General features: G+C 44.5%; 19 protein-coding genes. 7 read left to right on the forward strand and 12 right to left on the reverse strand.

All coding sequences use genetic code 11. The features are described 5' to 3' along the window. Nucleotide 1: 1 nt before the first annotated feature. The 7 genes from folC to ACOJR9_RS12175 form a co-directional block, all read right to left on the reverse strand. Nucleotides 2-1,303 carry a bifunctional tetrahydrofolate synthase/dihydrofolate synthase gene (folC, locus tag ACOJR9_RS12145; protein WP_420933224.1) on the reverse strand — a complete coding sequence of 434 codons (1,302 nt, stop codon included), beginning with the start codon at nucleotides 1,301-1,303 and terminating at the stop codon, nucleotides 2-4. After that, entirely contained in the window at nucleotides 1,303-2,148 is an 846-nt protein-coding gene (gene accD, locus ACOJR9_RS12150; RefSeq protein WP_420933225.1) for an acetyl-CoA carboxylase, carboxyltransferase subunit beta, read from the reverse strand. Before accD ends, folC begins: the two co-directional genes overlap by 1 nt. A 296-nt stretch (nucleotides 2,149-2,444) precedes the next feature. Then, complete coding sequence (gene truA / locus ACOJR9_RS12155; RefSeq protein WP_420933226.1) at nucleotides 2,445-3,236, reverse strand: tRNA pseudouridine(38-40) synthase TruA; 792 nt, start codon at nucleotides 3,234-3,236, stop codon at nucleotides 2,445-2,447. 111 nt (nucleotides 3,237-3,347) lie between these two features. Beyond that, nucleotides 3,348-7,241 carry a FimV/HubP family polar landmark protein gene (locus tag ACOJR9_RS12160; protein WP_420933227.1) on the reverse strand — a complete coding sequence of 1,298 codons (3,894 nt, stop codon included), beginning with the start codon at nucleotides 7,239-7,241 and terminating at the stop codon, nucleotides 3,348-3,350. 517 nt (nucleotides 7,242-7,758) lie between these two features. After that, nucleotides 7,759-8,775, reverse strand: a complete 1,017-nt coding sequence (locus ACOJR9_RS12165; protein ID WP_420933228.1) for an aspartate-semialdehyde dehydrogenase — start codon at nucleotides 8,773-8,775, stop codon at nucleotides 7,759-7,761. A 150-nt stretch (nucleotides 8,776-8,925) separates the two neighbouring features. Further along, nucleotides 8,926-10,122 (reverse strand): 4-phosphoerythronate dehydrogenase, encoded by a 1,197-nt coding sequence (locus ACOJR9_RS12170; RefSeq protein WP_420933229.1) that lies wholly within the window; start codon nucleotides 10,120-10,122, stop codon nucleotides 8,926-8,928. Nucleotides 10,123-10,280: 158 nt separating this feature from the next. Then, nucleotides 10,281-11,036 (reverse strand): class II aldolase/adducin family protein, encoded by a 756-nt coding sequence (locus ACOJR9_RS12175; RefSeq protein ID WP_420933230.1) that lies wholly within the window; start codon nucleotides 11,034-11,036, stop codon nucleotides 10,281-10,283. Nucleotides 11,037-11,129: 93 nt separating this feature from the next. Between ACOJR9_RS12175 and ACOJR9_RS12180 the strand changes: the two genes are divergently transcribed. Further along, on the forward strand, nucleotides 11,130-11,819 hold the full coding sequence (locus ACOJR9_RS12180; protein WP_420933231.1) for a Crp/Fnr family transcriptional regulator: 690 nt from the start codon (nucleotides 11,130-11,132) through the stop codon (nucleotides 11,817-11,819). A gap of 145 nt (nucleotides 11,820-11,964) precedes the next feature. On the opposite strand, the gene fabB is transcribed toward ACOJR9_RS12180, so the two are convergent. Continuing rightward, nucleotides 11,965-13,179 carry a beta-ketoacyl-ACP synthase I gene (gene fabB, locus ACOJR9_RS12185; RefSeq protein ID WP_420933232.1) on the reverse strand — a complete coding sequence of 405 codons (1,215 nt, stop codon included), beginning with the start codon at nucleotides 13,177-13,179 and terminating at the stop codon, nucleotides 11,965-11,967. 440 nt (nucleotides 13,180-13,619) lie between these two features. Here fabB and mnmC point away from each other — a divergent pair, with 440 nt between their 5' ends. Beyond that, a complete protein-coding gene (mnmC, locus tag ACOJR9_RS12190) occupies nucleotides 13,620-15,800 on the forward strand; it encodes an FAD-dependent 5-carboxymethylaminomethyl-2-thiouridine(34) oxidoreductase MnmC (RefSeq protein ID WP_420933233.1) in 2,181 nt (726 codons plus the stop codon). Nucleotides 15,801-15,802: 2 nt separating this feature from the next. Here the strand turns inward: mnmC and ACOJR9_RS12195 are convergent, their stop codons facing one another. From ACOJR9_RS12195 to ACOJR9_RS12205, 3 genes are read right to left on the reverse strand one after another with little or no spacing between them, the layout of a single operon-like run. After that, the gene (locus ACOJR9_RS12195) at nucleotides 15,803-16,537 is read right to left on the reverse strand and encodes a FlgO family outer membrane protein (protein ID WP_420933234.1); all 735 of its coding nucleotides are present in this window, start codon (nucleotides 16,535-16,537) and stop codon (nucleotides 15,803-15,805) included. Then, on the reverse strand, nucleotides 16,537-17,301 hold the full coding sequence (locus tag ACOJR9_RS12200) for a FlgO family outer membrane protein (protein WP_420933235.1): 765 nt from the start codon (nucleotides 17,299-17,301) through the stop codon (nucleotides 16,537-16,539). The genes ACOJR9_RS12195 and ACOJR9_RS12200 overlap by 1 nt, the downstream gene beginning before the upstream one ends. Nucleotides 17,302-17,305: 4 nt before the next feature. Further along, a complete protein-coding gene (locus ACOJR9_RS12205) occupies nucleotides 17,306-17,893 on the reverse strand; it encodes a FlgO family outer membrane protein (RefSeq protein WP_420936124.1) in 588 nt (195 codons plus the stop codon). A gap of 568 nt (nucleotides 17,894-18,461) precedes the next feature. Here ACOJR9_RS12205 and ACOJR9_RS12210 point away from each other — a divergent pair. The 5 genes from ACOJR9_RS12210 (at nucleotide 18,462) to ACOJR9_RS12230 (ending at nucleotide 22,246) form a co-directional block, all read left to right on the forward strand. Next, nucleotides 18,462-19,430, forward strand: coding sequence for a Gfo/Idh/MocA family protein (locus ACOJR9_RS12210; RefSeq protein ID WP_420933236.1), 969 nt, complete (start codon nucleotides 18,462-18,464; stop codon nucleotides 19,428-19,430). Between the two features lie 126 nt (nucleotides 19,431-19,556). Further along, nucleotides 19,557-20,486 (forward strand): IS1595 family transposase, encoded by a 930-nt coding sequence (locus ACOJR9_RS12215; protein ID WP_420933237.1) that lies wholly within the window; start codon nucleotides 19,557-19,559, stop codon nucleotides 20,484-20,486. Nucleotides 20,487-20,501: 15 nt separating this feature from the next. Beyond that, the gene (locus ACOJR9_RS12220; RefSeq protein ID WP_420933238.1) at nucleotides 20,502-21,194 is read left to right on the forward strand and encodes a hypothetical protein; all 693 of its coding nucleotides are present in this window, start codon (nucleotides 20,502-20,504) and stop codon (nucleotides 21,192-21,194) included. Between the two features lie 260 nt (nucleotides 21,195-21,454). Then, nucleotides 21,455-21,763 carry a hypothetical protein gene (locus tag ACOJR9_RS12225; protein WP_420933239.1) on the forward strand — a complete coding sequence of 103 codons (309 nt, stop codon included), beginning with the start codon at nucleotides 21,455-21,457 and terminating at the stop codon, nucleotides 21,761-21,763. Between the two features lie 132 nt (nucleotides 21,764-21,895). After that, complete coding sequence (locus ACOJR9_RS12230) at nucleotides 21,896-22,246, forward strand: DUF805 domain-containing protein (protein WP_420933240.1); 351 nt, start codon at nucleotides 21,896-21,898, stop codon at nucleotides 22,244-22,246. 100 nt (nucleotides 22,247-22,346) lie between these two features. On the opposite strand, the gene ACOJR9_RS12235 is transcribed toward ACOJR9_RS12230, so the two are convergent. Next, nucleotides 22,347-23,084, reverse strand: coding sequence for a hypothetical protein (locus ACOJR9_RS12235; protein WP_420933241.1), 738 nt, complete (start codon nucleotides 23,082-23,084; stop codon nucleotides 22,347-22,349). Between the last annotated feature and the right edge of the window lie 96 nt (nucleotides 23,085-23,180).

Below are 23,180 nucleotides of genomic sequence, written 5' to 3' on the forward strand. Positions count from 1 at the left end.
TTTATTGGCTTTGCTTTACAAGCACGTCTGCCACGGTAACAAATGATCCAAACACTAAAACAAGCTCATTTGCCTGATAATCAGCAAGTGCACTTTCATAAGCTAAGGTAACATTGTCGTATGTGGCTATATTCTCTATGGTTGTGCCCGCATTCACAAGGGCATTTTCAAGAACCTGCGCTTCACAGCCCCTTAGGCCCTGAGTACTTGCTACATACCAAGAAGCATTGAGTGACGACAACGGTGCAAGCGTTTCAGCGATTGATTTGTCTTTCAACATGCCTACCACAACGCGATACTTATCAACCTTATACCGAGATAACCACTCTTGCATTGACGCTGTGGCCTGAGGGTTGTGCGCCACATCTACCACCACGAGAGGTTGCTCGCTTATTTGCTGCTGACGCCCCGGCATGGTTGTGTTGCGCATGATAGTGTGCAACGAGGTATCATCGGGTAATAAATCAAGCATTTCTAAAGCAGCTAATGCAGTACTTACATTTTGAAGCGGAATGTTGGGGTAAGGAAGTTTTGTAAAGTTATACCTTACCCCCTCCCACTGCCATTCACTGTGGTCAGCTGCTACGGCGGCGGTAAAATCTTTTGTTGCCCAGCGCGCATTAACCTGTAATTCGTCGACGACCTCATAAAGAGATGAAGGTGGGAACAAATCTCCAATAACTGCGCTGCCGTTTAAGCGCATTATACCGGCTTTCTCACGGGCTATTTTTTCACGCGTATTGCCAAGCCAATCTTGGTGGTCGAGGTCAATGGTGGTGATAACAGCTAGTTCGGGGTCAATAATGTTGGTTGCGTCTAGCCTTCCCCCCAAGCCTACTTCTAATATGGCGATGTCCACCTGCCAGTCTTGCATCATTTTTATTGCTGCAAGGGTGCTAAACTCGAAGTAAGTCAGAGTGATGTCGCCCCGCGCATTTTCTATGAATTCAAAAGCATCGACAAAGGCTTGCTGTTGGGCAAGTTCACCATTAATTCGAACGCGCTCACAATAATCAATAAGGTGAGGTGAACTGTATACTGCTACTGTTTTTCCCTGCGACAATAACGACTGTTCAAGGAAGCGGCATGTCGTGCCCTTTCCATTGGTGCCGGCAACGGTAATGACAAGTGATTCATTGAGGTTAAGAGACATGGCGTTTGCCACGTCCTTTACCCTTTCTAAGCCCATATCAATGGCGCTAGGATGAATTGATTCTAGGTAGGATAGCCATTGGCCCAGGCTTTTTTTATTAACAGATGACGTTTGCTCTGAGCCGCTGTGTTTATTATTTTCGTTATTCACTAATTTTTGTAATGCAACTTGGTCAACAAGCCGTGTAATTTATCACGCATATCTCTGCGGTCAACAATCATATCAATTGCGCCTTTTTCAACGAGAAATTCACTGCGCTGAAAACCTTCGGGAAGCTTTTCACGAACAGTTTGTTCAATCACGCGAGGGCCTGCAAAACCAATTAAGGCTTTAGGCTCAGCTACATTAACATCGCCTAGCATTGCCAAACTTGCAGACACGCCGCCCATAGTGGGGTCAGTAAGTACCGATATGTAAGGCAGGCCTTTTTTGCTCATTTTAGCTAGTGCAGCAGACGTTTTCGCCATTTGCATTAGTGACATAAGAGCTTCTTGCATACGCGCCCCACCACTGGCAGAAAAACAAATAAGCGGAGTATCGTTTTCTAAACACGCATTCACTGCAGCAACAAAACGCGCACCCACCACTGAGGCCATTGAGCCGCCCATAAAGGCAAATTCAAAACACGCCACCACAACAGGCATGCCTTTCACTTTTCCTTTCATAACGACAAGCGCGTCTTTTTCGTTGGTCGACTTTTGCGCCGCAGTGATACGATCTTTATAACGCTTAGAGTCTTTAAATTTTAATATGTCCTGAGGTTCGTGCTCTGCGCCAAGCTCAACGCGATCACCTTCATCCAAAAATGCATCAATACGACGGCGAGCGGTTATGCGCATGTGATGGTCGCACTTAGGGCAGACTTCTTGTAATTTTTCCAACTCAGTTTTGTACAATACCGCCTGGCAAGAGCCACATTTAGTCCAAATTCCCTCAGGTACATTGCCCTTCGTTGAAGTTTGTGTGCGCGGAAGTATTTTTTGAATCCAGCTCATGGAAATTGAATCCTTTGTTTTGATTGCCGGTATTTGTTTTTAATCTTGGGTACCAACAATACATTAATTTATGTCTTTGACAGCGTTACATGAAAAAATTGCGTAACCTGAAAAAACAGCCATCTAATATAGCGCGCTATTAGACCACAATACAACGAAATGGAAAAAACAAAACTGGTCTAAGAAGTTAGCTAGGACCAGTTTTGATTGTGTGATAGCTGTGTTTGAAGCCGTCAGCATACGGAGTAAAGTCGTAACGCTAGGTCTTATCTTAGGTTTTAGCGCTAGAGTGAAGTTCAACTTTCCGGCAGAAATAATGGACCAAGCGGCCCTTTAGGAAGCTCATATTCATCAGGGTAGGTTACATCTACAAGATAGAGACCGTTGGGCTTTGCCGTAGAGGCTGCCTTGCTTCTGTCTTTTTGCGCCAGTAATTCCTTGATCCATTCTATGGGTTGCTCCCCTGCCCCAATTTCAATCAGCGAGCCGGTGATGTTGCGCACCATGTGATGTAAAAATGCATTGGCCTTAATATCAATAACGACGTAGCGCCCTTGTCGGTAAACATCCACGTTAGTCACGTTTCTAAAGGGAGTTTTGCTTTGGCAAAGAGAGGCTCTAAAAGAGGTAAAATCTTGCTCGCCAAGTAACGCTTGAGCAGCCTCATGCATTTTTGTGGCATCTAAAGGCCTGTGAACATGAGTTACTCCATGATTCAATATCGCTGGTCGCATTTTACTGTTATGAATAATGTACCTGTAGCGGCGATGAGTAGCGGAAAAGCGCGCGTGAAAATCATTATCGACATTTTTTGCCCATGTTACTGCAATAGCGTCTGGCAAATTGGCGTTAACACCAAGAGTCCAAGCTCGCTCAGCACGAGAGACTTCACAATCAAAGTGAATCACCTGTCCTGTGGCATGGACACCGGCATCGGTTCTACCAGCACATTGAACCTGAACTGGCTGATTAGCTACCTTTGATAACGCTTTTTCAATATACTCTTGAACACTGGGCACTTCTTGCTGGCGTTGCCAACCAAAAACAGCGGTACCGTCGTATTCAATCCCTAAGGCAATTCGCCCCATGATTCTGCTACCTCTAAACTAAAAGCCGCCAAGTGTAGTCATATGGCACTTAACATGCAAATGGCACTTAACGTGCAATATGTGGCACTTAAGATGACACTTAACATGTGATTAGTCGATGGACTTCAAAATAGCATCTGCTTCTTGTTTTTGCTCTTCGCTTCCCTCACGCATGACTTCTTCAAGTAATTCTTTTGCTGCATCTACATCTTCCATTTCGAGATACGCACGCGCTAAATCTAGATTCGCATTTTGCCCTGCATCTTTATCAATATCGATCACGGAGTCTGTATCGTTAACGCCTGTAAAGTCGGACAAGCTAACGTCTAAATCAAGAGGCTGACTATCTGGATCGTTAAACGTTGTATCATCGCCGTCATCCATTAGCGCCTCTACATCTAAAAAGTCTTCAGCACCGTTGCTATCGCCACCCATCTCAACGGAAGGCACATCGTTAAGTAAGGCTTCTAAATCAAGGTCTGGATTATCTAACTTTAGCTCTTCTTTATTTTCCTGCTCTAGCGCCTCTTGCGAGGAAGCTGCTTGCACATCTTCTGAGCTATCATTATCAACAACTTCATCGACTCCTGAATCATAGACACCAGTATCATCGTCAATATCAGGTAATGATAGGTCATCCAACTCGCTGTCATCATCGTCCAATTCAAATGCATTCTCTAACTCAAATGCATCGCCTTCGAGGTCTAAATCGTCATCATCCAACTCAAACGTATCGTCTTCTTGTGACGGGAACTCTTCTTCTGATAATTCTGTCGATTTTTCAGGCTCGCCAATAGATTCATCGGCACTTTGAGTGTCGTCAGAGCCATCAGCGTCAATTACATTATTTTTTGCTGGAACAAAATCTAGTTCGTCCTGAAGTTCTTGTGGTGTATCGCTGGGTTCTTCACTGTCTTTTAACGTATTTGAGTCTGCAGGTGTATCAGCCTCTAAGCTTTCTAGTAATTCGTCAAATTCGGCACTATCTAACTCGTCGAAGATCTCTTCATCTTCAATATCATCATCGTTTTCTCCAGACAACCAATCATCAAGGCCCGGTACATCGTCCAGCTCATTAATGTCGCCATCATTTTTTTCTGAGTCAGTCGAATCGTTTGATTGATCTTGTTGTTCTGATTCTTGCTGAAATTCAGACTCTATATTGGCGCTAGGCTCTTCGCCATCTACTTCCTGCTCGAGCGCGAAAGAGTCTACCTCATCAAATGCATCATCTAAGATACTATCGTCATAGTCATTTTCGTGCTGCTCTTCTGAAGACTCGGATTCGGTTGCCTCAAGTTCAGCAGATTCACTCTCGGTTGAATCAGGCTCTACGTCTCCAAACGACGGAATATCATCCATCATGTCTTTTTCGAAGTCGTTTAACGCATCATCTAAGGGGTCAACTGAAGGCTCTTCTTCCGCTGAAGGCTCATTTTCCGCTGAAGGCTCATTTTCCGCTGAAGGCTCACTTTCCGCTGAAGGCTCCTCTTCCGCTGAAGGCTCCTCTTCCGCTGAAGGCTCTTCTTCCGCTGAAGGCTCACTTTCCGCTGAAGGCTCATTTTCCGCTGAAGGCTCTTCTTCCGCTGAAGGCTCTTCTTCCGCTGAAGGCTCATTTTCTTCTGATTGCTCTTGCACATCGTCGGAGTCTGAGCTCTCCGATTGCAATTCTGCAAGCAATTCATCAGTTAAAGGATCGCTTACTTCTTGTTCAAAGGCCGCGTCTTCATTGTCTTGGTTCGTAGAGTTTTGCTCGCCCTCAACGTCTTCAACGTCTTCAACGTCTTCAACGTCAAGGCTAACAGCTTCTGGGTCAATTTCTGCATCAAGTTCAGCCTCTAACTCAGCCAATATGTCGTCGGAAAGCGAATCATTAAAGTCGTCGTCTTGCTCAAAAGCGTCTTCATGTTGTTCGCCTGCTGGCTCTTCATTTACAGATTCTTCATTTAAGCGAGTACCTTCAGCAAACTTATCCGCTTCAGTCATCTCGCTTTGTAGCTCGGCAATTAACTCATCTGACAATGGATCTGAAAATTCGTCGGCATTTTCTATCTCTTCGCTTTCAATTTCATCATTTAAAAAACCATCTAGGTCGCCAGTGATAGAATCAAGGTTTTGTATCGATTGAGGCGATGGTGCTGCCGAAAATATCTCTTCGTCTAATTCGTCTTCATCAAAGTCTTCTTCGTCATCAAGCCCGCCCATCATCTCAATTTGCTCTATTTCCTTAAGCAAATCGTCAGTAATTTTGTTTATCTCTTGGTCTTGTTGATGTATTTCGTCGTCCAGCTTTTCGAGCATCTCTTCATCAATAAGATCATCTTTACTGTCTAATTCGTCAGTAAGTGCTGTATCTGGCGCGTTTTCTTCTAGCAGATCGTCGATGCTGATTTCAGGCTTTTCATCTTCATCGTCGATCGTGGGTATTGACACTGTTTCGGTAGCACTGTCTAGTAAATTGTCGATATCGTCTTGTGACTCATCGTCTGCACTACTCTCGAGTAAGGCATCGATATCATCGACATCCACATCTTCATTAAAAGTTGAATCGCTTTCGTCTTCACCGAACTGATCTAATATATCGTCGGGGTCAACCTCTTCTGAGGTATTTTCGCCTTGTACATCAGCTAACAAATCGTCTATATCAAAATCATCGTCTGACGCGGATGTGTCTTCTTCAGCATCAGCACCTTCTTCATCATCAGAGACTTCTTCATTGTCGTTGCTTTCATCAAACACATCATCGTCTTCAGACAAATCGATGCCGTCTAAATTGTCTGCTTCGTTTTCGCTAAGCACTTTGTCAGATAAGTCATCGTCGTCGAATAGGCTATCCAGTTCGCTTTGATCAAGCTCATCTCCACCAGCTTCGAATAAGTCGTCGTTATCATCATCTGGTACCAACAAATCGTCTTCGAGGTCAGCAAAGCTTTCAAGCTCGTCGTCTAGGCTCTCTTCGAGGTCTGATGTTAATACATCATCGAGCAAGTCGTCGTCGTTAAACAAGTCATCGTCAGTGAGTTCATTATCGTCTAAATCAGGAACAAGGGCGCTTGATAGGTCGCCTAAATCGCTATCTGGAACAGGTACATCGTCATCGTCGCTTAACTTACTTGCCGGCGCTACGTGAGATTCTTTAGGGTTGCTGTTGCGCTTGAGTAACCATGTAATAAGGCTCCCAACCAACAGCAAAGACAGCACTGCTGTGCCTATGAGCAAGCTGATTGGGCTCATTAATTTGTTTAAAATTGAGTCTTGTTTTTCAGCAGCTCTTTCTGCCTGCTCTGCTCTTATCATATCGAGCAGTTCTTGCTGCAGAGCCACCTGCATATCAAGCTGTTCTTTTACGTCGCCCTCTACTTGCCCTCTTAACGATTCAAGCTCGACGTTTACCGCTTCAACGCGCTCATATAGTTTTCTGTTTTCGTTCAATATTTCTTGAACATTGTCGAGTGACGCTGCGAACTGCATACGCAATTCGTCAAACTGCCGAGTTTGCTCTGCATCTAAGCGAGTTATTTTTTGCTCGATATCGGTTTGTGTTTGTGAAAGGTCATTTTGATTAACAAGCGGCGAAGACGGTTTAATATTTTTGACACTGCTGCCAGGCTTATTGAGGGCTTCAGCAAACTTACGTTCATCTTGCTCGGCACGCAATTGCGCCTGCTCTTTGCTGATGCGGGCGATGTAACGCTCTGAAGGAAGTTTAAGTGTTGCACCGTTAACTAAAAGGTTAAGGTTACCGTTTTCAAATGCATCAGGGTTCAGCTCGTAAATCGCTGTCATAACCTGATATACACTCAAATTATTGTTCTGTCTGTAGCGCTCGGCTATGCGCCAAAGCGTATCGTTAGAGTCGATGGGGCCGTATTCAAGGCCAGAGAATTGATCACTAGCGTTTTTCGGTCCTTTCAATAAGGTCGCTGTTTCCTGCGCATCTACTGAAGATATTGGGGCAAACATACAAAATGTCAGTAAGAGTAAGCCCGTCAAATGCAATTTCATAGCAGTCCTATATGCCCTCAAGCGTCTTTACCACCCTTTTAGGTTGATGGATTTTTGCGCCAGCCTATTCCGAATAAAACGTGCTGGCTTTTATTTTTATTTTCAATTTCATGTCGTCATTCATAGCGAATGACGATGTAGACATTGACTTAGCCAATCGCTTTGTACAAAAAAGGCCAAGAGGCTTCGCTAAGTGTCTGACTGAATACTAATTTTCGCAAGTTTAAAAGCCCAATCTTTAGACTATAAACCAGTTAACAAGGGCAATCTAGTAAGCGATGCCGTTTTAGCCCCATTTTCACTCAATGCGTGCTGAGTTCCCTTTCTTGACCTAATTGGTTAAAACCGCTCGCTTACAACAATCTGGTTTTGAACGCCCTTTATTACTGCCAACCGGTATTGCTAATAGTGTCATATCGGCAAGTGGTGAAAAATGTTTATTATTTACTCGCCAACACAACAACCTATCTAAAGCCTGCCATTATCTAGCGCTTAAAGCCATCCTGATCCTGCGCTGTTACATATAGTCGCGAATGAGCGTTTCCGCTATTTGAATACTGTTAGTTGCAGCACCTTTGCGAATGTTATCCGACACTACCCAAAGATTTAGGCCGCAAGGATGGGTAATATCATTTCTCACGCGGCCCACATGCACCAGATCGTTACCACTGGCACTGCTCACCTGTGTTGGAAACTGCTCGGCACTTTCGTAAAGGGTGACGCCAGGAGCATCAGCAAGCAACTGTTTAACTTGCTCTGCATCGATGGGGGAATGCGTCTCTAAATGAATAGCTTCAGCGTGACCATAAAACACAGGCACACGCACTGCTGTGGCGTTCACTAAAATGCTATTATCGCCCATTATTTTCTGCGTTTCCCACACCATTTTCATTTCTTCTTTGGTGTAATCGTTATCTTGAAATGCATCAATTTGAGGAATGGCGTTAAACGCTATTTGACGACTAAAGGCATCGGGTTTTACTTCACGGGCATTCAATAAGCCAGCAGTTTGCTTTGCTAGCTCTTCCATGGCGTCTTTGCCTGCGCCAGACACCGATTGATAGGTGCATACGTTAATGCGTGATATACCCACTGCGTCTTGAATTGGCTTTAACGCCACCATCATTTGAATAGTTGAGCAGTTAGGGTTAGCAATAATGTTGCGATTACGAAAATCAGCGAGCGCGTGTGCGTTTACCTCTGGCACCACTAAAGGAATATCGGGGTCGTATCGAAACTCTGAGGTGTTGTCGATAACAATACAGCCTTCTTCGGCCGCTATCGGGGCAAATTTAGCCGAGATACTGCCACCTGCAGAGAAAAAACCGAATTGAACACATGACCAATCGAACTCATCAGCATCTTCAACTTCAATATCTTCGCCTTTAAATGAAACCGTGCTGCCTGCAGAGCGTTTGCTCGCTAAAGGGTATAAACGGTTAATGGGAAAGCCGCGCTCTTCCAATAACTCAATCATCGTTTGCCCAACTAAACCTGTTGCGCCAAGAACGGCAACGCCAAACGCTTGCGACATAATATTTTCTTCTCCTAAGTGTTAGTAAACGCACTACGCGCTTAGCAAATGTGGTTATTAAAAGAGTGATATAACGCCATCTTCACTCGCACTACTGCGGTCAGGCCGCGGATACAGCAAAACTCATTGGCAATAAATTCGAATTAAAAACTACTGCGCGTGCTCGCGCTGTACCGAAAACCCTAGGCGCTTAAGGCTTTTCACAATTTCCTCGCTGGTATTATGTGGCACCATTAAAGTGTGTGCGCTGCACTCTCTTCGCACCCGATAGTACTTTCTCAATGCGGCAAAGTGTGCGCTTACGTTTTCGCTTTGTGCATTATCGTTTGCCATTTGTACTTTTTTTATAGACTGTCTCATGTCTTTGTCGTCAATTGAAATATCGTAGATGCGGTGAAACACATCAATTAAATCATCTACGGATAATTGCGTTTGTGTCGGGTGTTGCAAAGATACCTTGATAGGCGGAATTGACTCTAAAAAGTCAGACAACGCTTTGGTCGCTTTTTGGCCAGTATGCTGGCAAATTTGCTCGTATATCATTTGAGTGCCGCGCACTTTCCCCTCAACAGAATGACCGGCAATATGAGGCGTAACAAACCAGCAGTGGTCAAAAAGACGAATATCAATAGCCGGCTCGTTATCGAACACATCGAGCACCACGGTAGGCGCGTTTGGTGACGTTAAACGAGCGTGCAAAGCGAGTTCGTCTATAACTTCGCCGCGACAGGCATTGATGAGTAACTGATGCTCATGAAGTTGGCTTAGCAATGCACTATCAATTAATTTACCCGTTGGATGAGGCCCACAGCGTACAAACGGCACGTGCAGCGTAATCACATCGCAACGTGCAATGTCTTCCATTCCTACAAACGCTCTTTTATCTCCGGCCTCTTGAAGCGGCGGATCGCAAAGCTTATAGCTAACGCCTACAGCGTCAAGCAACACAGAAAGCGCAGTACCCACATTACCCGCACCCACAATACCTACCGTTGCCGAGTATAAATCCAGCTTTTTACTTTTTTGGGCGTGCAGCAGAACGCTTAATACATACTCGGCCACCGCAACGGCGTTACATCCGGCGGCTGAACTGTGCGCTATATTGTTAGCGTTTAAACAGGCCTTATCAATGTGATTGGTGCCAGCGGTGGCGGTAGTGACAAACTGAAGTTTGTCTGCATATTTAATCAGCTCAGGCGTTACCTTTGTGGTAGAGCGAAGGGCTAAAATATCGATATCAGCAAGGTCGCTTGCCACTAAATTTTGCCATGCGTAAGTGGTTACCTCACCTACGTTGTCAAGGTAACTCGCGCCAAATGGGATAGTGTCTTCAAGAAGTATTTTCATGACCACAAGTTTACCCCAAAATAGGGCGATAGTAACCCAATTAGACGGGTAAACTTATGCTCACGCTTAGCACTGCGTGCGCCAGGCGTTTTTTTAATCGAACATTTTTCTTCAGGCTTGCTTTAATCAGAAAAACGTTGTTTTTTGTGCTTCTTTATTTAGGCGTCAAAGCCTGGGAAACGTCTCTCTACCCTGCGTTTTATGCCTGGCCAGGCCAATGAACCACCAGCTTGTTTAGTGACTTGGGCTGCTTGAGCTTTAATACCCTGCAATATCGCCGAGTGTATAGGAATAAGCTTTTGGCCTGTGGCCTGAGCTTTTAACTGAATTTCGCATGCTCGCTGCATAATAAACATAAATAGGAATGCATCTGCGATGGTATCTGCACAGGTTAGCAAACCATGATTTCGCAAAATCATAAATTGGGTATCGCCCAAATCTCTCACCAAGCGTGCTTTTTCATCGGGATTTAAGGCAACGCCTTCATAGGAATGATAAGACAGCGACGCCAGCGGAAATAGCGATTGCTGCGAATAGGCCTGAAGCCCGTCTTCAAGTACTGATACTGCAACGCCCTCTGTAGTGTGAAGGTGCATGACGCACTTTGCATCATCGCGGGCTTCGTGCACTGCACTGTGAATGGTAAATCCTGCAGGATTAATGTCGTACTCACTGTCCATCACTTTATTGCCGTGAAGGTCTATTTTTACCAAGCTAGATGCCGTTACCTCGTCGAACATCATTCCGTATGGGTTAATAAGAAAATGATGCTCTGGTCCGGGCACCCGAGCAGATATGTGAGTAAAAATAAGGTCGTCCCAGCCATACATGGCCACAGCCCGATAACATGCGGCTAAATCTACGCGTGCCTGCCACTCTTCTTCGCTCACCTGAGACTTTACAGATTCACTCATAACTCACCTCAAATAGTGTTGTAATTTTTGCTACCTTACCCCTCAAAACAGGTATAGACTGTCGTTACAACGACATTGTAATAATTTTGTTAAATGGAACATCTTAAACCTGTACTAATAAGTTCTTCTTGGTTTTCTTCGCTACCTGAGTATTTGCAATCTGAGTTATTAGGCAAAGTGAGACTTAAGCACTTTAAAGCTGGTCAGCAGCTGCATGCGAAAGGCGAGGACGGCGTTGGTTTTTACGGAATATGTGAAGGACGACTTCGCGTAACCACTATTGGTGTGGATGGCAGCGAGATGCTATTTGCACTATTAGGCCCGGGAACGTGGTTTGGAGAAATATCTATGTTCGACAACCTTCCCCGCACCCACGATAATTTCTGCGAAACCGACAGTACCATTGCCATTATTCCTAAAAATGCGTTTAACGAGCTGCTGAAAAAATTTCCAGAACTATACCCCTATTTCGCTAAGCTACTATGCGCAAGAATTCGAAGCGCGTTTCAGTTTATCGATTCAAGTACGGGGTTGAGTTTGAAGCATCAATTGGTAAAGCGACTGTTAATGTTAACTACTAGCTACGGGCAGCACATACCTGAAAACAGCGCCATTACGTTAACACTGTCTCAAGAGTCACTGGCTCAAATGATAAATAGCTGTCGGCAAACCGTGAATCGGCTGTTAGGCGAGCTTCAGCAGGAAGAGTTAGTTCAATTGCACTACGGTAAGATAACTATCCCCAACCCCGACAAACTGTTTCACGACTACAGGTTCCGGTGATAGCACCATAACGCTGTTTGTTATGGTATATAAAAAATGGTGTATAAAAATCCCCCAAGAACAATTAAGCTCGTTGGGGGATTTTTAATAGGATGCCTAAACTACAACAGCGCTTTTAGTCAAAGCACTAATAGAAGAGAAGGCATTAGCGGTTGTAGCGCTGCATCACCAAGGTGGCATTGGTGCCACCAAAGCCAAAGCTGTTAGACATCACCGTGTTTAGCTGGGCGTCTCTTGCGTCAGTGACAATGTCAAGGCCTTTGGCTGCGTCATCTAGCGTGTCGATATTGATTGACGGCGCGATAAAGTTATTTTGCATCATAAGCAAGCTGTAAATAGCTTCGTTGACGCCAGCAGCACCTAGCGCGTGACCAGTAAGCGATTTTGTTGCACTGATGGGCACGCCTGATGAGCCAAACACTTCTTGAATAGCCGCTAACTCTTTTACATCACCAACAGGCGTTGATGTACCGTGAGTGTTAAGGTAGTCAATTGGGCCGTCTACGTTTTGCATTGCCATTTTCATACAGCGAATAGCGCCTTCACCGGAAGGGGCAACCATGTCAAAACCGTCTGATGTAGCGCCGTAACCTACCACTTCACCGTAAATCGTTGCACCACGAGCGAGAGCGTGCTCAAGCTCTTCAACAACAACCATACCGCCGCCACCAGAGCTAACAAAGCCATCTCGCGCTGCATCGTAGGTCCGAGAGGCTACCGATGGGTTATCGTTATACTTCGAGCTTAGTGCGCCCATCGCGTCGAACTGACTTGAGAGCGACCAATGAAGCTCTTCACCGCCACCGGCAAACACCACATCTTGTTTACCAAGTTGGATAAGCTCTAGTGCGTTACCAATACAGTGTGCACTTGTGGCACAGGCTGATGCGATTGAATAGTTAACACCGCGAATTTTAAACGGTGTGGCTAAACATGCAGACACCGTAGACGCCATGCATCGTGGAACCATATATGGCCCTACTCGCTTAACCCCTTTTTCGCGAAGAATATCGGCAGATAGCACTTGGTTTTCAGAAGACGCACCGCCAGAGCCGGCAATAATACCTGTGCGATCATTTGAAATATCACTTACTTCAAGGCCAGAATCTGCAATAGCCTGCTGCATGGCAACATACGCGTATGCAGCCGCATCACCCATAAAGCGCATGGCTTTACGGTCGATGTGATCTTTCAAGTCAATATCAAGATTGCCCCACACCTGACTGCGCAGGCCCATCTCAGCGAACTGCTCTGAAAATGTGATCCCAGACTTACCTGCTTTTAATGATGCAAGTACGTCCTCTTTATTTACCCCGATGCTCGATACAATACCGAGACCGGTGATGACTGCTCTTCTCATAGTTTACCCTTTGCGTTGATGCGGCATATGTTAACGATTTTACGGAATAAAGTGGTCTGCTTTGCGCTTCAATACAAAGCCCTTTTTTATGAACACCTGTAATGGTTAAATCCATTTCCTGCATCTAGATTGTTAATGCATTACTTCTATCGGTAACGCTGTCGCTGTGTAAACAGCTTGTCATTAAGGTAGCATGAAACTGCGGCTTAGAATATCGTACTGCCTCGACGTGGTAAGAAAATGAAAAAGCTTTCATTAACGCTTTTATACAAGCTGCACATCACAATTTGTTCTGCCATGACTAACGCGCTTTAGATAAGTTAAAAACTTTTACAGTAAAGTTTTTTGAGGCCTTGTAGAATATAGCCTGTGAAAATGGCGTTATTATGACACGCAGAAACACAACGAATTACATAGCTTGAAAAGAGGGTAAATAGGCAGTGAAGTCTAAACATGCGCAAGTACATTTTAATGAAAATGGCATACCCATTGCCAACCATTTTGATGACGTTTATTTTTCTAACGACAGTGGCATCAATGAAACCCAGCATGTTTTTATTCAAGGTAATGACCTTCATCAGCGCTGGGCGTTTTGGAATAAACCTCATTTCACTATTGCAGAAACCGGATTTGGCACCGGCTTAAATTTCTTAGTTGCCATGCATGAATTTAGACAATTTAGGCAAGCAAATCCTCACCACCCTCTTAAGCGCTTGTTTTTTATCACTACTGAAAAATACCCGCTGCCTAAGGCCGATATTCAGCGTGCGTTATCAACGTTTCCGTCGCTACACGCTGAAACAGAGGCATTAATAGCGCTATACCCAATAGGACTTGATGGGTGCCACCGATTGCACTTTACTGCATTTGATACCACCTTGGACTTGTGGATAGGTGATGTGCATCAGTTGCTTGGGCACTGGCATTCACCTAAAGAAGGGCTTGTAGATGCATGGTTTTTAGACGGGTTCGCGCCAAGTAAAAACCCTGACATGTGGTCTGATTCACTCTTCCTACAGATGGCTCGGCTATCAAAAAATAAAACTACATTTGGCACCTTCACAGCGGCTGGCATTGTAAAGCGTGGCTTGGCCAATGTTGGATTTGTGATAAACAAACGCGCGGGGTTTGGTCGTAAGCGAGATATGCTAACCGGTTATTTTCAACTTGCATCGGCAGGTGCAAATGAGAACAGTAATATAGAAACGGTGGTGCAGCCCTCACCTGAGTCAGAACGCCAATGTTCTACCCCGTCTGAACCTAAAGCTACACAAAAGAAACTCTTTCAGAAATTGCGACTGCCAGAGGGGCCTTACTATCGATATAACAATGCGCCCCTCACAGAAGATAGCCATGTGGTAGTGGTGGGTTCTGGCCTTGCGGCTGCAACTATGTGCTTGGCGCTAACTAAGCGTAATATTCGTGTAACGCTTTGCTTCGACGGGGATAGCTTAGCGCAAGGCGCATCAGGGAACCCTCAGGGTGGCTTTTATCCTCAGCTTCATAGCGAAGCGAGTATTGCCAGTCGTTTGCAGGCTCACTGCTTCTTGTACGCGAGAGATTATTACGACAGCCTGAAGTGCAACATTCAATTGCAAACCAACACCAAAAGCATCATTAAAACCAGCATCGAAGCAAACGAACAAGAGCCCACAAAAAAAGAAAATAAATACGATTTTTGTGGCGTTATACAGCTTAAATTTAATGACAAAGTGGGTGTGCGACAAGCGAAATTGGTGAACGACGATGTGTGGCCTTCAGAGCTTATTAGGCACGTAGACAGTGACGAAGTACGCCGTATCGCGGGGGTTGATTTACCCTATGAAGGTTTGTTTATTCCCAAAGGCGGATGGTTGTCGCCCCCGCAACTTGTTAGCGATATTATCGATTTGGCCGAGGCAACGGGAAGGTTAACGCTTAAACCCAACCATTGTTATGTGTCTCATACCAGTGATGGAGACGTTGAATTTACGCATGGCGAGAGTATAAAGGCAGATCATGTGGTGCTTGCACTAGGCGCAGGCGCCGTGGGCACAGATGCTTTTGATAGTCTTCCTTTACGGCCCGTGCGAGGACAGGTTGAAGCCATTGCATCACAACAACCTATTGACACATTAAAAACGGTGCTTTGCCACAAAGGGTATATGACTCCGGCCATGGAGGGTCGCCATGCACTGGGCTCCACGTATGTGAAAAACGACTTGGCCGTTGAGCCTCGCGAAGAGGAAAGCGAGCAAAACCTCGCCACTCATGAACAGGCTCTTGCGAATACGGATATGGTCAGTCAACTACAGCATGACGGTACGGCGAGAGCGGCGACGCGACTTGGCTCGCCAGATCATCAGCCTGTGGTTGGCGCACTGCATAATTTTAAAACGCTAAAGCAAGCGTATGCCGATTTAGGCGTAGGAAAACCGTTTCAACAGGTGAGTACGTTACCGCAAAGCAATGTGTCTACATTAAGCTGCTTAGGCTCAAGAGGCCTCACTACTGCCCCACTTTTAGCCGAAGTATTGGCGAGCACATTGTTAAGAGAGCCACTGCCGCTGAACAACGATTTACTTAATGCGGTTAACACCTCACGCTTTATGGTGCGTGAGGCCGTACGAGGCGAGTTCTAAATTTACTCGTTGATAGATGATGGCGCCTCAACACGCGCCATCTTATTCAGATCCATGACGATAAACGCTGGAATATACACATTTGCGCTGGCAACAATTTGCTTATTTTGCAATGAAACAATCCTGGCATTCACTCTAACGCCTCTGTCGTCTTCGATGATGGTGCCCGTTACTACATGGTCCATCTCAACGCTTTTGGCCAAACGCTTACCGCTTCGCGACATCACAAAGTCGCCCTGCGGCGTCACTGTTATGCCATCAGTCAATTTAAAATCAACGATGGCTAATCCAAAGTCTTGTAGTTCAGTGATCAAGTATTCAGATAATTGGTTGCCCAGCACTGTACTGTCGCTTAGCCCCGCATTTAGACGTACAAAACTCGCAATACCCACAGTGTGCTGCTGAGTGAGTCTTGTTGCGTTGCCCATTAGCTCCATCGCCAACTGCGACGCGTAATCGTTTAATGCTTTGTGGGTTTTAGCGGGAAAGAAACCTGAATGAATAGGATCTTTATATCCGGGATTTACCGCAACGTGTTGCTGATACTCTCTGTCTCTAGAGTCTGGGGTGTAGACCAGACCAGAGCGACTTGGCACTGAAACAGGCTCTGCATCGTGGGTAATTTCGCCGTCTTCACCTAACCAAAACGAACCGATTGATTCTGTGCTTGAGCACCCCGTTAGTGCTAAAACGATTACTACAGATGCGATAGAAAAAAACGCTGTTAGCTTCATCATTAGCCTCGGCTTAACTTCACACCATCACGCATGGAACTACTCTCACTACCATCGCTGGGTATAAGAGCATCGACCACATAAAATGGAACCAGCATTTGCGCGCTCGCCACTACCGCGCGAGACTCCATCCCTAAGATGCGAGCATTAACTAATACACCGCCTTGATGCTTAGTCATGGTGCCCGTTAATACATACTCAATAGGCAGGCTACTGCTGAGTTCGAGATAATCGCGGCTTAATACAAAGTCGCCGCCTTCGGTAATGCGAATATACTCGGTAGCTTTAAAATCAATAACCGGCACGCGAAACTTATGCAGCTCATGCACAAACGACTCTGCCATTTGGCGGCCCAGTAAGTCCGTTTGCTGAAGGTCTGTGTCTAATAACGCAAAGTGTGTAACGCCAATGGCCGTTTTGTTGTTTACGTATTCCATATTAGCAATAAGATCTTGCGTCATATTTTTTACGTAATCGCCGATGTGCTTGGTTAACGGGCGGCCTTTATAGGCACCCTGTACACTTGAATACAGTGGCGGCTGACCGATAGCACCGTAGGCATCCATCCCCTGCTCTTGAGTCTCGTCATCAGCTTTGCGAGGCGTTGCTGGCGCGCGATCTTCAGCCGTAATATCAATAACATTCATTGCTGGACGCGCAGGAACCTGTTCAGCTACTTCTTCATCGCCCATCATCATAGAACAGCCGCTAAGGCTTAAAAACGATGCGGATAGAACATAGGCTACCGAGCTATTAAATTTTTTCATGGGCTTACCTTACACCTTCAGTTCTGTACAGCTTTCCATTGCGGGTTGTGACTTGCTCTTTTTGCCAAAAAATTTCCGCAGGAAAGAAGCGTGTAGCAGCAGCAACAACATCTTTATTTCGGGCATCAATGACGCGGGCATTTACCATGGCGCCAGACTCCTGGTACACCATAGTGCCGGTGATGTAAAAATCGACCCGTTCAATACCCGAGAGCTTTTCGATGTCCCGTGTCAGGATCCTATCGCTTTCTTCACTAACAATTATATCGTTCGATAACTTAAATTCTTGAGTAGAAAAGCCTCTTTTTGTGGCCTCTGTCATCATTCCCTGTTCAAGCTGATGGCCGAGCAACATTAGCGGGTGTTGGTGTTCAGCGTTATATTTCATGGTATCGACCGGCACAAAGCCAACAACTGCGTAGCGAGATTGACGGGGTGTTCGCACATCTGAAAACAGTTCGTTGGCCAGCATGTATGTGTAATATTCCACATTGCCTAACGCAGAAATGGAGGGGTCTGACTGAATTCTTTGTGCATTGTCGTTACTTGACGATGAGCACCCCGTTACGGCAATGGCTATTGCAGCACTCATTGCAACAACTAGCGCAGCACTTCTGTATGCGTTGATGTTAAGCGGTTTGAACATAGTACGTTTCCAAATAAAGCGCCGTTTCGAATAACGCCCGGTTGCAGTGTTATCAACCTGCCCGTCAAAAAAGCGGCAAGGATAGACTAAATCAGTGCGTAATACCCTACAATTAACGTTGTGTAGCAAGTTTTACACCAAGGTTTTTACGCTTTTTGTTGATGTGAGCTGGCACAAATGACGTGCAGTGAGTGGGATAAAGGGCGGCCATGGCAATGACAATTCACCAAGCGACATCGAAGTGAACAGAAAAAGCGGAGAAAAAGGAACTGATTAGCGGAAGATATTTGCCGCCTAAAAGACGCAAAGACAAAATAGAATCACAAAGCCTCTTAGCAAAACTTGATCACAAAGCTTCTTAACAAAGCCTCTTAAAAAAACATCGTCACACAGCACATTGCGTTAGTATTGTATTGGCAATACCGAGCAAGCATGTTGTTATGGTACCAATGCAGAGCGAGTTCTATCGCTAGTGGAATTTCAACGCTTATACAGGCAATAAAGGATTTAACGAATGGCAAAAACAACGGTTAATTGGGGAATATTATCAACAGCGAGAATTGCCCATACATTTGCAAAAGACATTGCGCACTGTGAAAGCGCCAAGTTAGTGGCAGTTGGCTCTCGGCAGCTCGATAGCGCGCAAGTATTTGCAGCAGCGCACGGTATACCTCATGTGTATGGCAGTTATGAAGATTTACTTAACGACCCTACTATTGATGCTATTTACATTGCCACCCCTCATACCCTTCATGCAGACAATGCCATAGCCGCACTCAAGGCGGGTAAACACGTGTTGTGCGAAAAGCCTGCTACGACGTCTCCGGAAGAGTTAGAGCGTATTATAAGCGTGGCGAAAACAGAAGATCGGTTTTTCATGGAGGCCATGTGGACTTACTTCTTACCAGCCATTAATGAGGCGCTAGCGTGGGTTAACGCAGGGCGAATAGGCAAACTGCTTCACGTTAAAGCGAGCTTTGGATTTACTATGCCCTACTCTGCTACAAGTCGAGAGTACGCACGTGAGTTAGGAGGCGGGTGCTTGCTAGATATGGGGATATACCCTATTGCTTTCGATGCGCTTTTTAATACAGATGATTCGCCCCCTGTTGTACTAAACAGCGATGTGGCACCGAATGGCGCTGACAACGACGTACTTTGGATGTATCGAAATAACGAAGTTGTGTCGGTGCTACACAGCAGCTTTAAAAGCAACTTAGGAAATGACGCGCTTCTCATTGGCACTGAAGGGACCATCAAGATACCCGACTTTTGGAGGGCTTCATCATGCACTCTTTACAAGGGATTAGAGGAAGAAGCGCACTTTTCTGATAAGCGCAAAGGCAGCGGGTTTGAGTTTGAAATAAGCCACGCATGTGAGCACATCTTAAATAAAACCCACGAATCTGATGTAATGCCCTTCTCCGTATCACGCAGGTTTCAAAAGCGTTTGCGCGGTGTTAGCGAAAATATAAAACGTTAAATCTGAAAGATGACATAACAAATTTAAGTGTACTTAGGTAAAAAATACAACTGTATATACATGGCTCTGATCCATTTCTGTGTTGGTTTGCTGTACTGAGAAAATCAAATCATGTTAGGAGCATCTATGAATAATACTCAGTTTGCCAATCTTCAAACTACATTAGAACAGCTAACATGTGTTCAGTTGAAACCTCTCCGACAACACATCGAAGACATGATTTCTTCGAATTATGTAGGTAAAGGTATTGCTGTGCATGAGGAAGGCGTAGCCGAATGTGCCCATTGTGGTAGCCAAGAGTTTACAAAATACGGAACAACTGCACGAGGACAGCAGAGATATAAATATAAAGCTTGTGCTCGAACTTTTAATTCACTTACTGGTACGCCATTATCTGGTATGAAAAAACAAGATAAATGGCACCAGTATTCAGAAGGCATGTGGTTTACAGCCAAGATCAGAGAAGCAGCAAGTGAATTAGGCATTAATGTTAAAACCGCTTGGCGTTGGCGACATCAGTTATTATCAATGCCAAGACAAAGAAAGCCTTCAGAGCTTCATGGGATCATTGAAGCTGATGAAACCTTTATCAACGATTCGTTTAAGGGTAAACGCCAGTTGGAAAGACCTTCACGTAAGCGTGGTGTTAAGAGCCATGACATACCTAAAGTACCAGTTATGCTTGCATTAGATCGCAACGGAGCTGTAACTCACTGCGTCTTGCAAAGAAACACGAGAGAAGAGCTAGAGAAATCACTAGCACCAGTATTAACGCCTGAGAGCGTATTATGTACAGAGGGTAATCTGTCGTATCAAACAATCGTCAAGAACCTACCTTTTGAACTCGATCATAAACGCCTCATAGCTACTGATAATCAAAGAGTTATAGATGGTATCTACCACATACAAACACTGAATAATTGGATGATGCGCTGGAAGCAGTGGCTTAGACAATTTAATGGGGTTGGGACTGGTTATCTTGATAACTACATCGCTTGGTTTAGACAAATGGAACAGTCACAGGTAGACGATAGCTGGGTCGTTCTCGCATTATAAATAGTTGGCTTATGAATGAAGATACTTAAGATATTTACCATTGTTTTTATGACACTTTTCATAGTTTCATTTGGTTATTTTAATAAAGATCCCATTGCTTGCGAGCTAATAGGGTTATCACATTTCAATGAAGTATCACCTGATCTTTATGTAGACCAAAGTATCGACAGCTCGACACAATTTGAACTGTCGCATGCTATCGATGCCGCATATAAAAGAGTTGCTGATATTTATGGCACTCCAACTTCTAATCCTAGAATCATTGCAACAGCCGAAACTAAATATGCCAAGTTTGGATTTAACCCCACAGGTATGCAAAGAACAGGCTTTTTCAGAGAGTGTATATTTCTGGGTCCAAAAGGGCTAAATACTGACGTAGTAGCCCACGAGCTAGCTCATGCCGAAGTTAGGCACAGAACAACCCTATTTGTAGAATTAACCCAGATACCTGCTTGGTTCATAGAGGGCACAGGGATCAAGGTTGATTACCGAAAGCCATTTTTACTAGAAAACATTGATGTGACAAGTGATGACGTAGCTAAGATTAAGTCGGTGTTTTACCTTAGTGACTTCCCAAACACCAATGTAAAGTATTATCAAGCATCACTAATTGCTGTAGAGCCGATGAACCCAAAGGACATGTACAGCGCCTTAGAAAGATTGAACAATGGTGAACAGTTTGAGGACGTTTTTAACGAATTCTTTTAAGTGTTGATTAATATTGAAATTTTATTTTTTCAACACAAAAATGGATCACAGTCATATACACACAGTTAATACAGATTTAATTTCAGTACAAAAAAAAGGACATTTTCCGATTTTTATCGCCTGTTTATTCGGAAGCAGATGTAGAGTATTGATGTAAAAACAGTTGCGTGCGAGAGTAGCGGAATTATTTTGATGATATACGGAAATGTTCCACCTTGCATAAAGGATGTTTTCCGTACATTAAATTGTTAGGAGTCAGGATGGAAACTGATAATACAGTGAATTGTTGTAAGCACGGTGAACAACAAGCTACTTTTGTGTGCCAGCATCTCATGGACAGTATGACAACGAAGAACAAAGTAGGTTACAACTCAGCACCAGAATCAGACGACAACAAAAGACCAGATGCTTGGTGCAATCAATGTGAAGTTAAACGGTTAGAATGTGTTGGTGACTGGAATGAAGAGTCTGAAGCATTCGCGAATATAAAGTTACTTTGCGGCTGTTGCTACGACCAAGCGAAAGTAATCAACACCTCTAGTAAAAGTTGGTGGAAGTTGTGGCATTGACACCTTACAAAAAAATTAAGTCACTCCCTTCGTTCGCTGGGACGCATACACGTGGGCTGCTTCACACTATAGCCCACGTGCCTGCGCCCGTTATTGAAAAGTCTATACGCAAGTGCAAGCAAAGAGGTATGAATGGATTCTTCAACAGATCATAAAACAAAGAAAATGGAAGTTTTACCTTTGCTATTTAGTTTCAAAGGAAGGATAGGAAGAATTCAGTTTACTAAGTGGTGGCTACCGTTAACTTTAATCACGCTACCTTTTTATTATTTAAATGAGCAACTGGCAGGAATGGTTGTAGTTTTCTTATTATGGCCACTGTTTGCGCTAACGACAAAACGATACCATGACTTTAATAGTGCCGGTTGGTTAGGTATTTTTCAGTTACTACCTATTATTGGGTGGTTAATAGTCATTGTGGGTTGCTGTTTTACAGTAGGTGATTTTAAAGACAATAAATATGGCAAATCTCTGTATAAGTAGAAAATTGCGTATAATCGGGTAGCCGGAGGTATTTAACCTCCAGCCCCCACAGCTTACCCTGCACTACTGACTTTCAATACGTCGTTACTATAGGGCTGCCTTAATCGCCCTCATTGTTTCCCCCAATAAGCCCAAGTTCGGCGAATTTTATGGTATCAAGTGAATCAAACTGGATAGCACATCCCTGCTCTATCATTGTAAGCCACGCAAATCGCAATGCATCAGCTCGCTTACCTTTCCAAAAGTTTTTCGTTTTATTAATGTAGGCGACAACGGGCGTTGTGTAACCGTCGTGATAGATACGGCGAATAAAAGTAACATCGGGGCCAAACGAACCCATTACTGCTGAGTTGCTAATCTCAATTGACGTCAAAAGCTTATCGAAAGCACCTTGATGATCGCCCTGTCGATACGCCAGCCACGCTCTAGCTATACCCACAAAGTGCGCTTCAGTGCTAAAATTATCAAACACATTACCGGCTATTTGCTGGTCCTTACTCAGATTTTCACCATGTTGAAATATGAGGTCTATTTTTGCATTTACAGTGTCAATAGGTTCAAATTGCGCGCTGTAAATAAGGTGCCGGCTCAAGTCCCCTATTATCTGATAAGGGTTTCTATCCGCTGCTTTGCTTCTCTTATAGTCTCGTGAAGTGCTGCTTAACAATCGCTTATTTCTTTGGTTAAAATAAGCAAGTCGCTCTTCGACAAATTGATGATAATTGGGGTCGTTACACCCTTTTGCATAATCCGCGAAAGCATTCGCACTTAACAATAACGCGAAGAGGCATAAATATACTTTGATAAGAGAACAACGCGTCAATAAAGGTACTGTCATCTGGCCTATCCGGTCACTGTCATCATTTAGGTACTCAGAACGCGTATAGATTGATCTACTTGGCGCACTATCCATCGACATCACTTCTTGTCGTTC

It is taken from the genome of Alteromonas ulvae (assembly GCF_048987005.1).
In the GTDB taxonomy this organism is placed as follows: domain Bacteria; phylum Pseudomonadota; class Gammaproteobacteria; order Enterobacterales; family Alteromonadaceae; genus Alteromonas.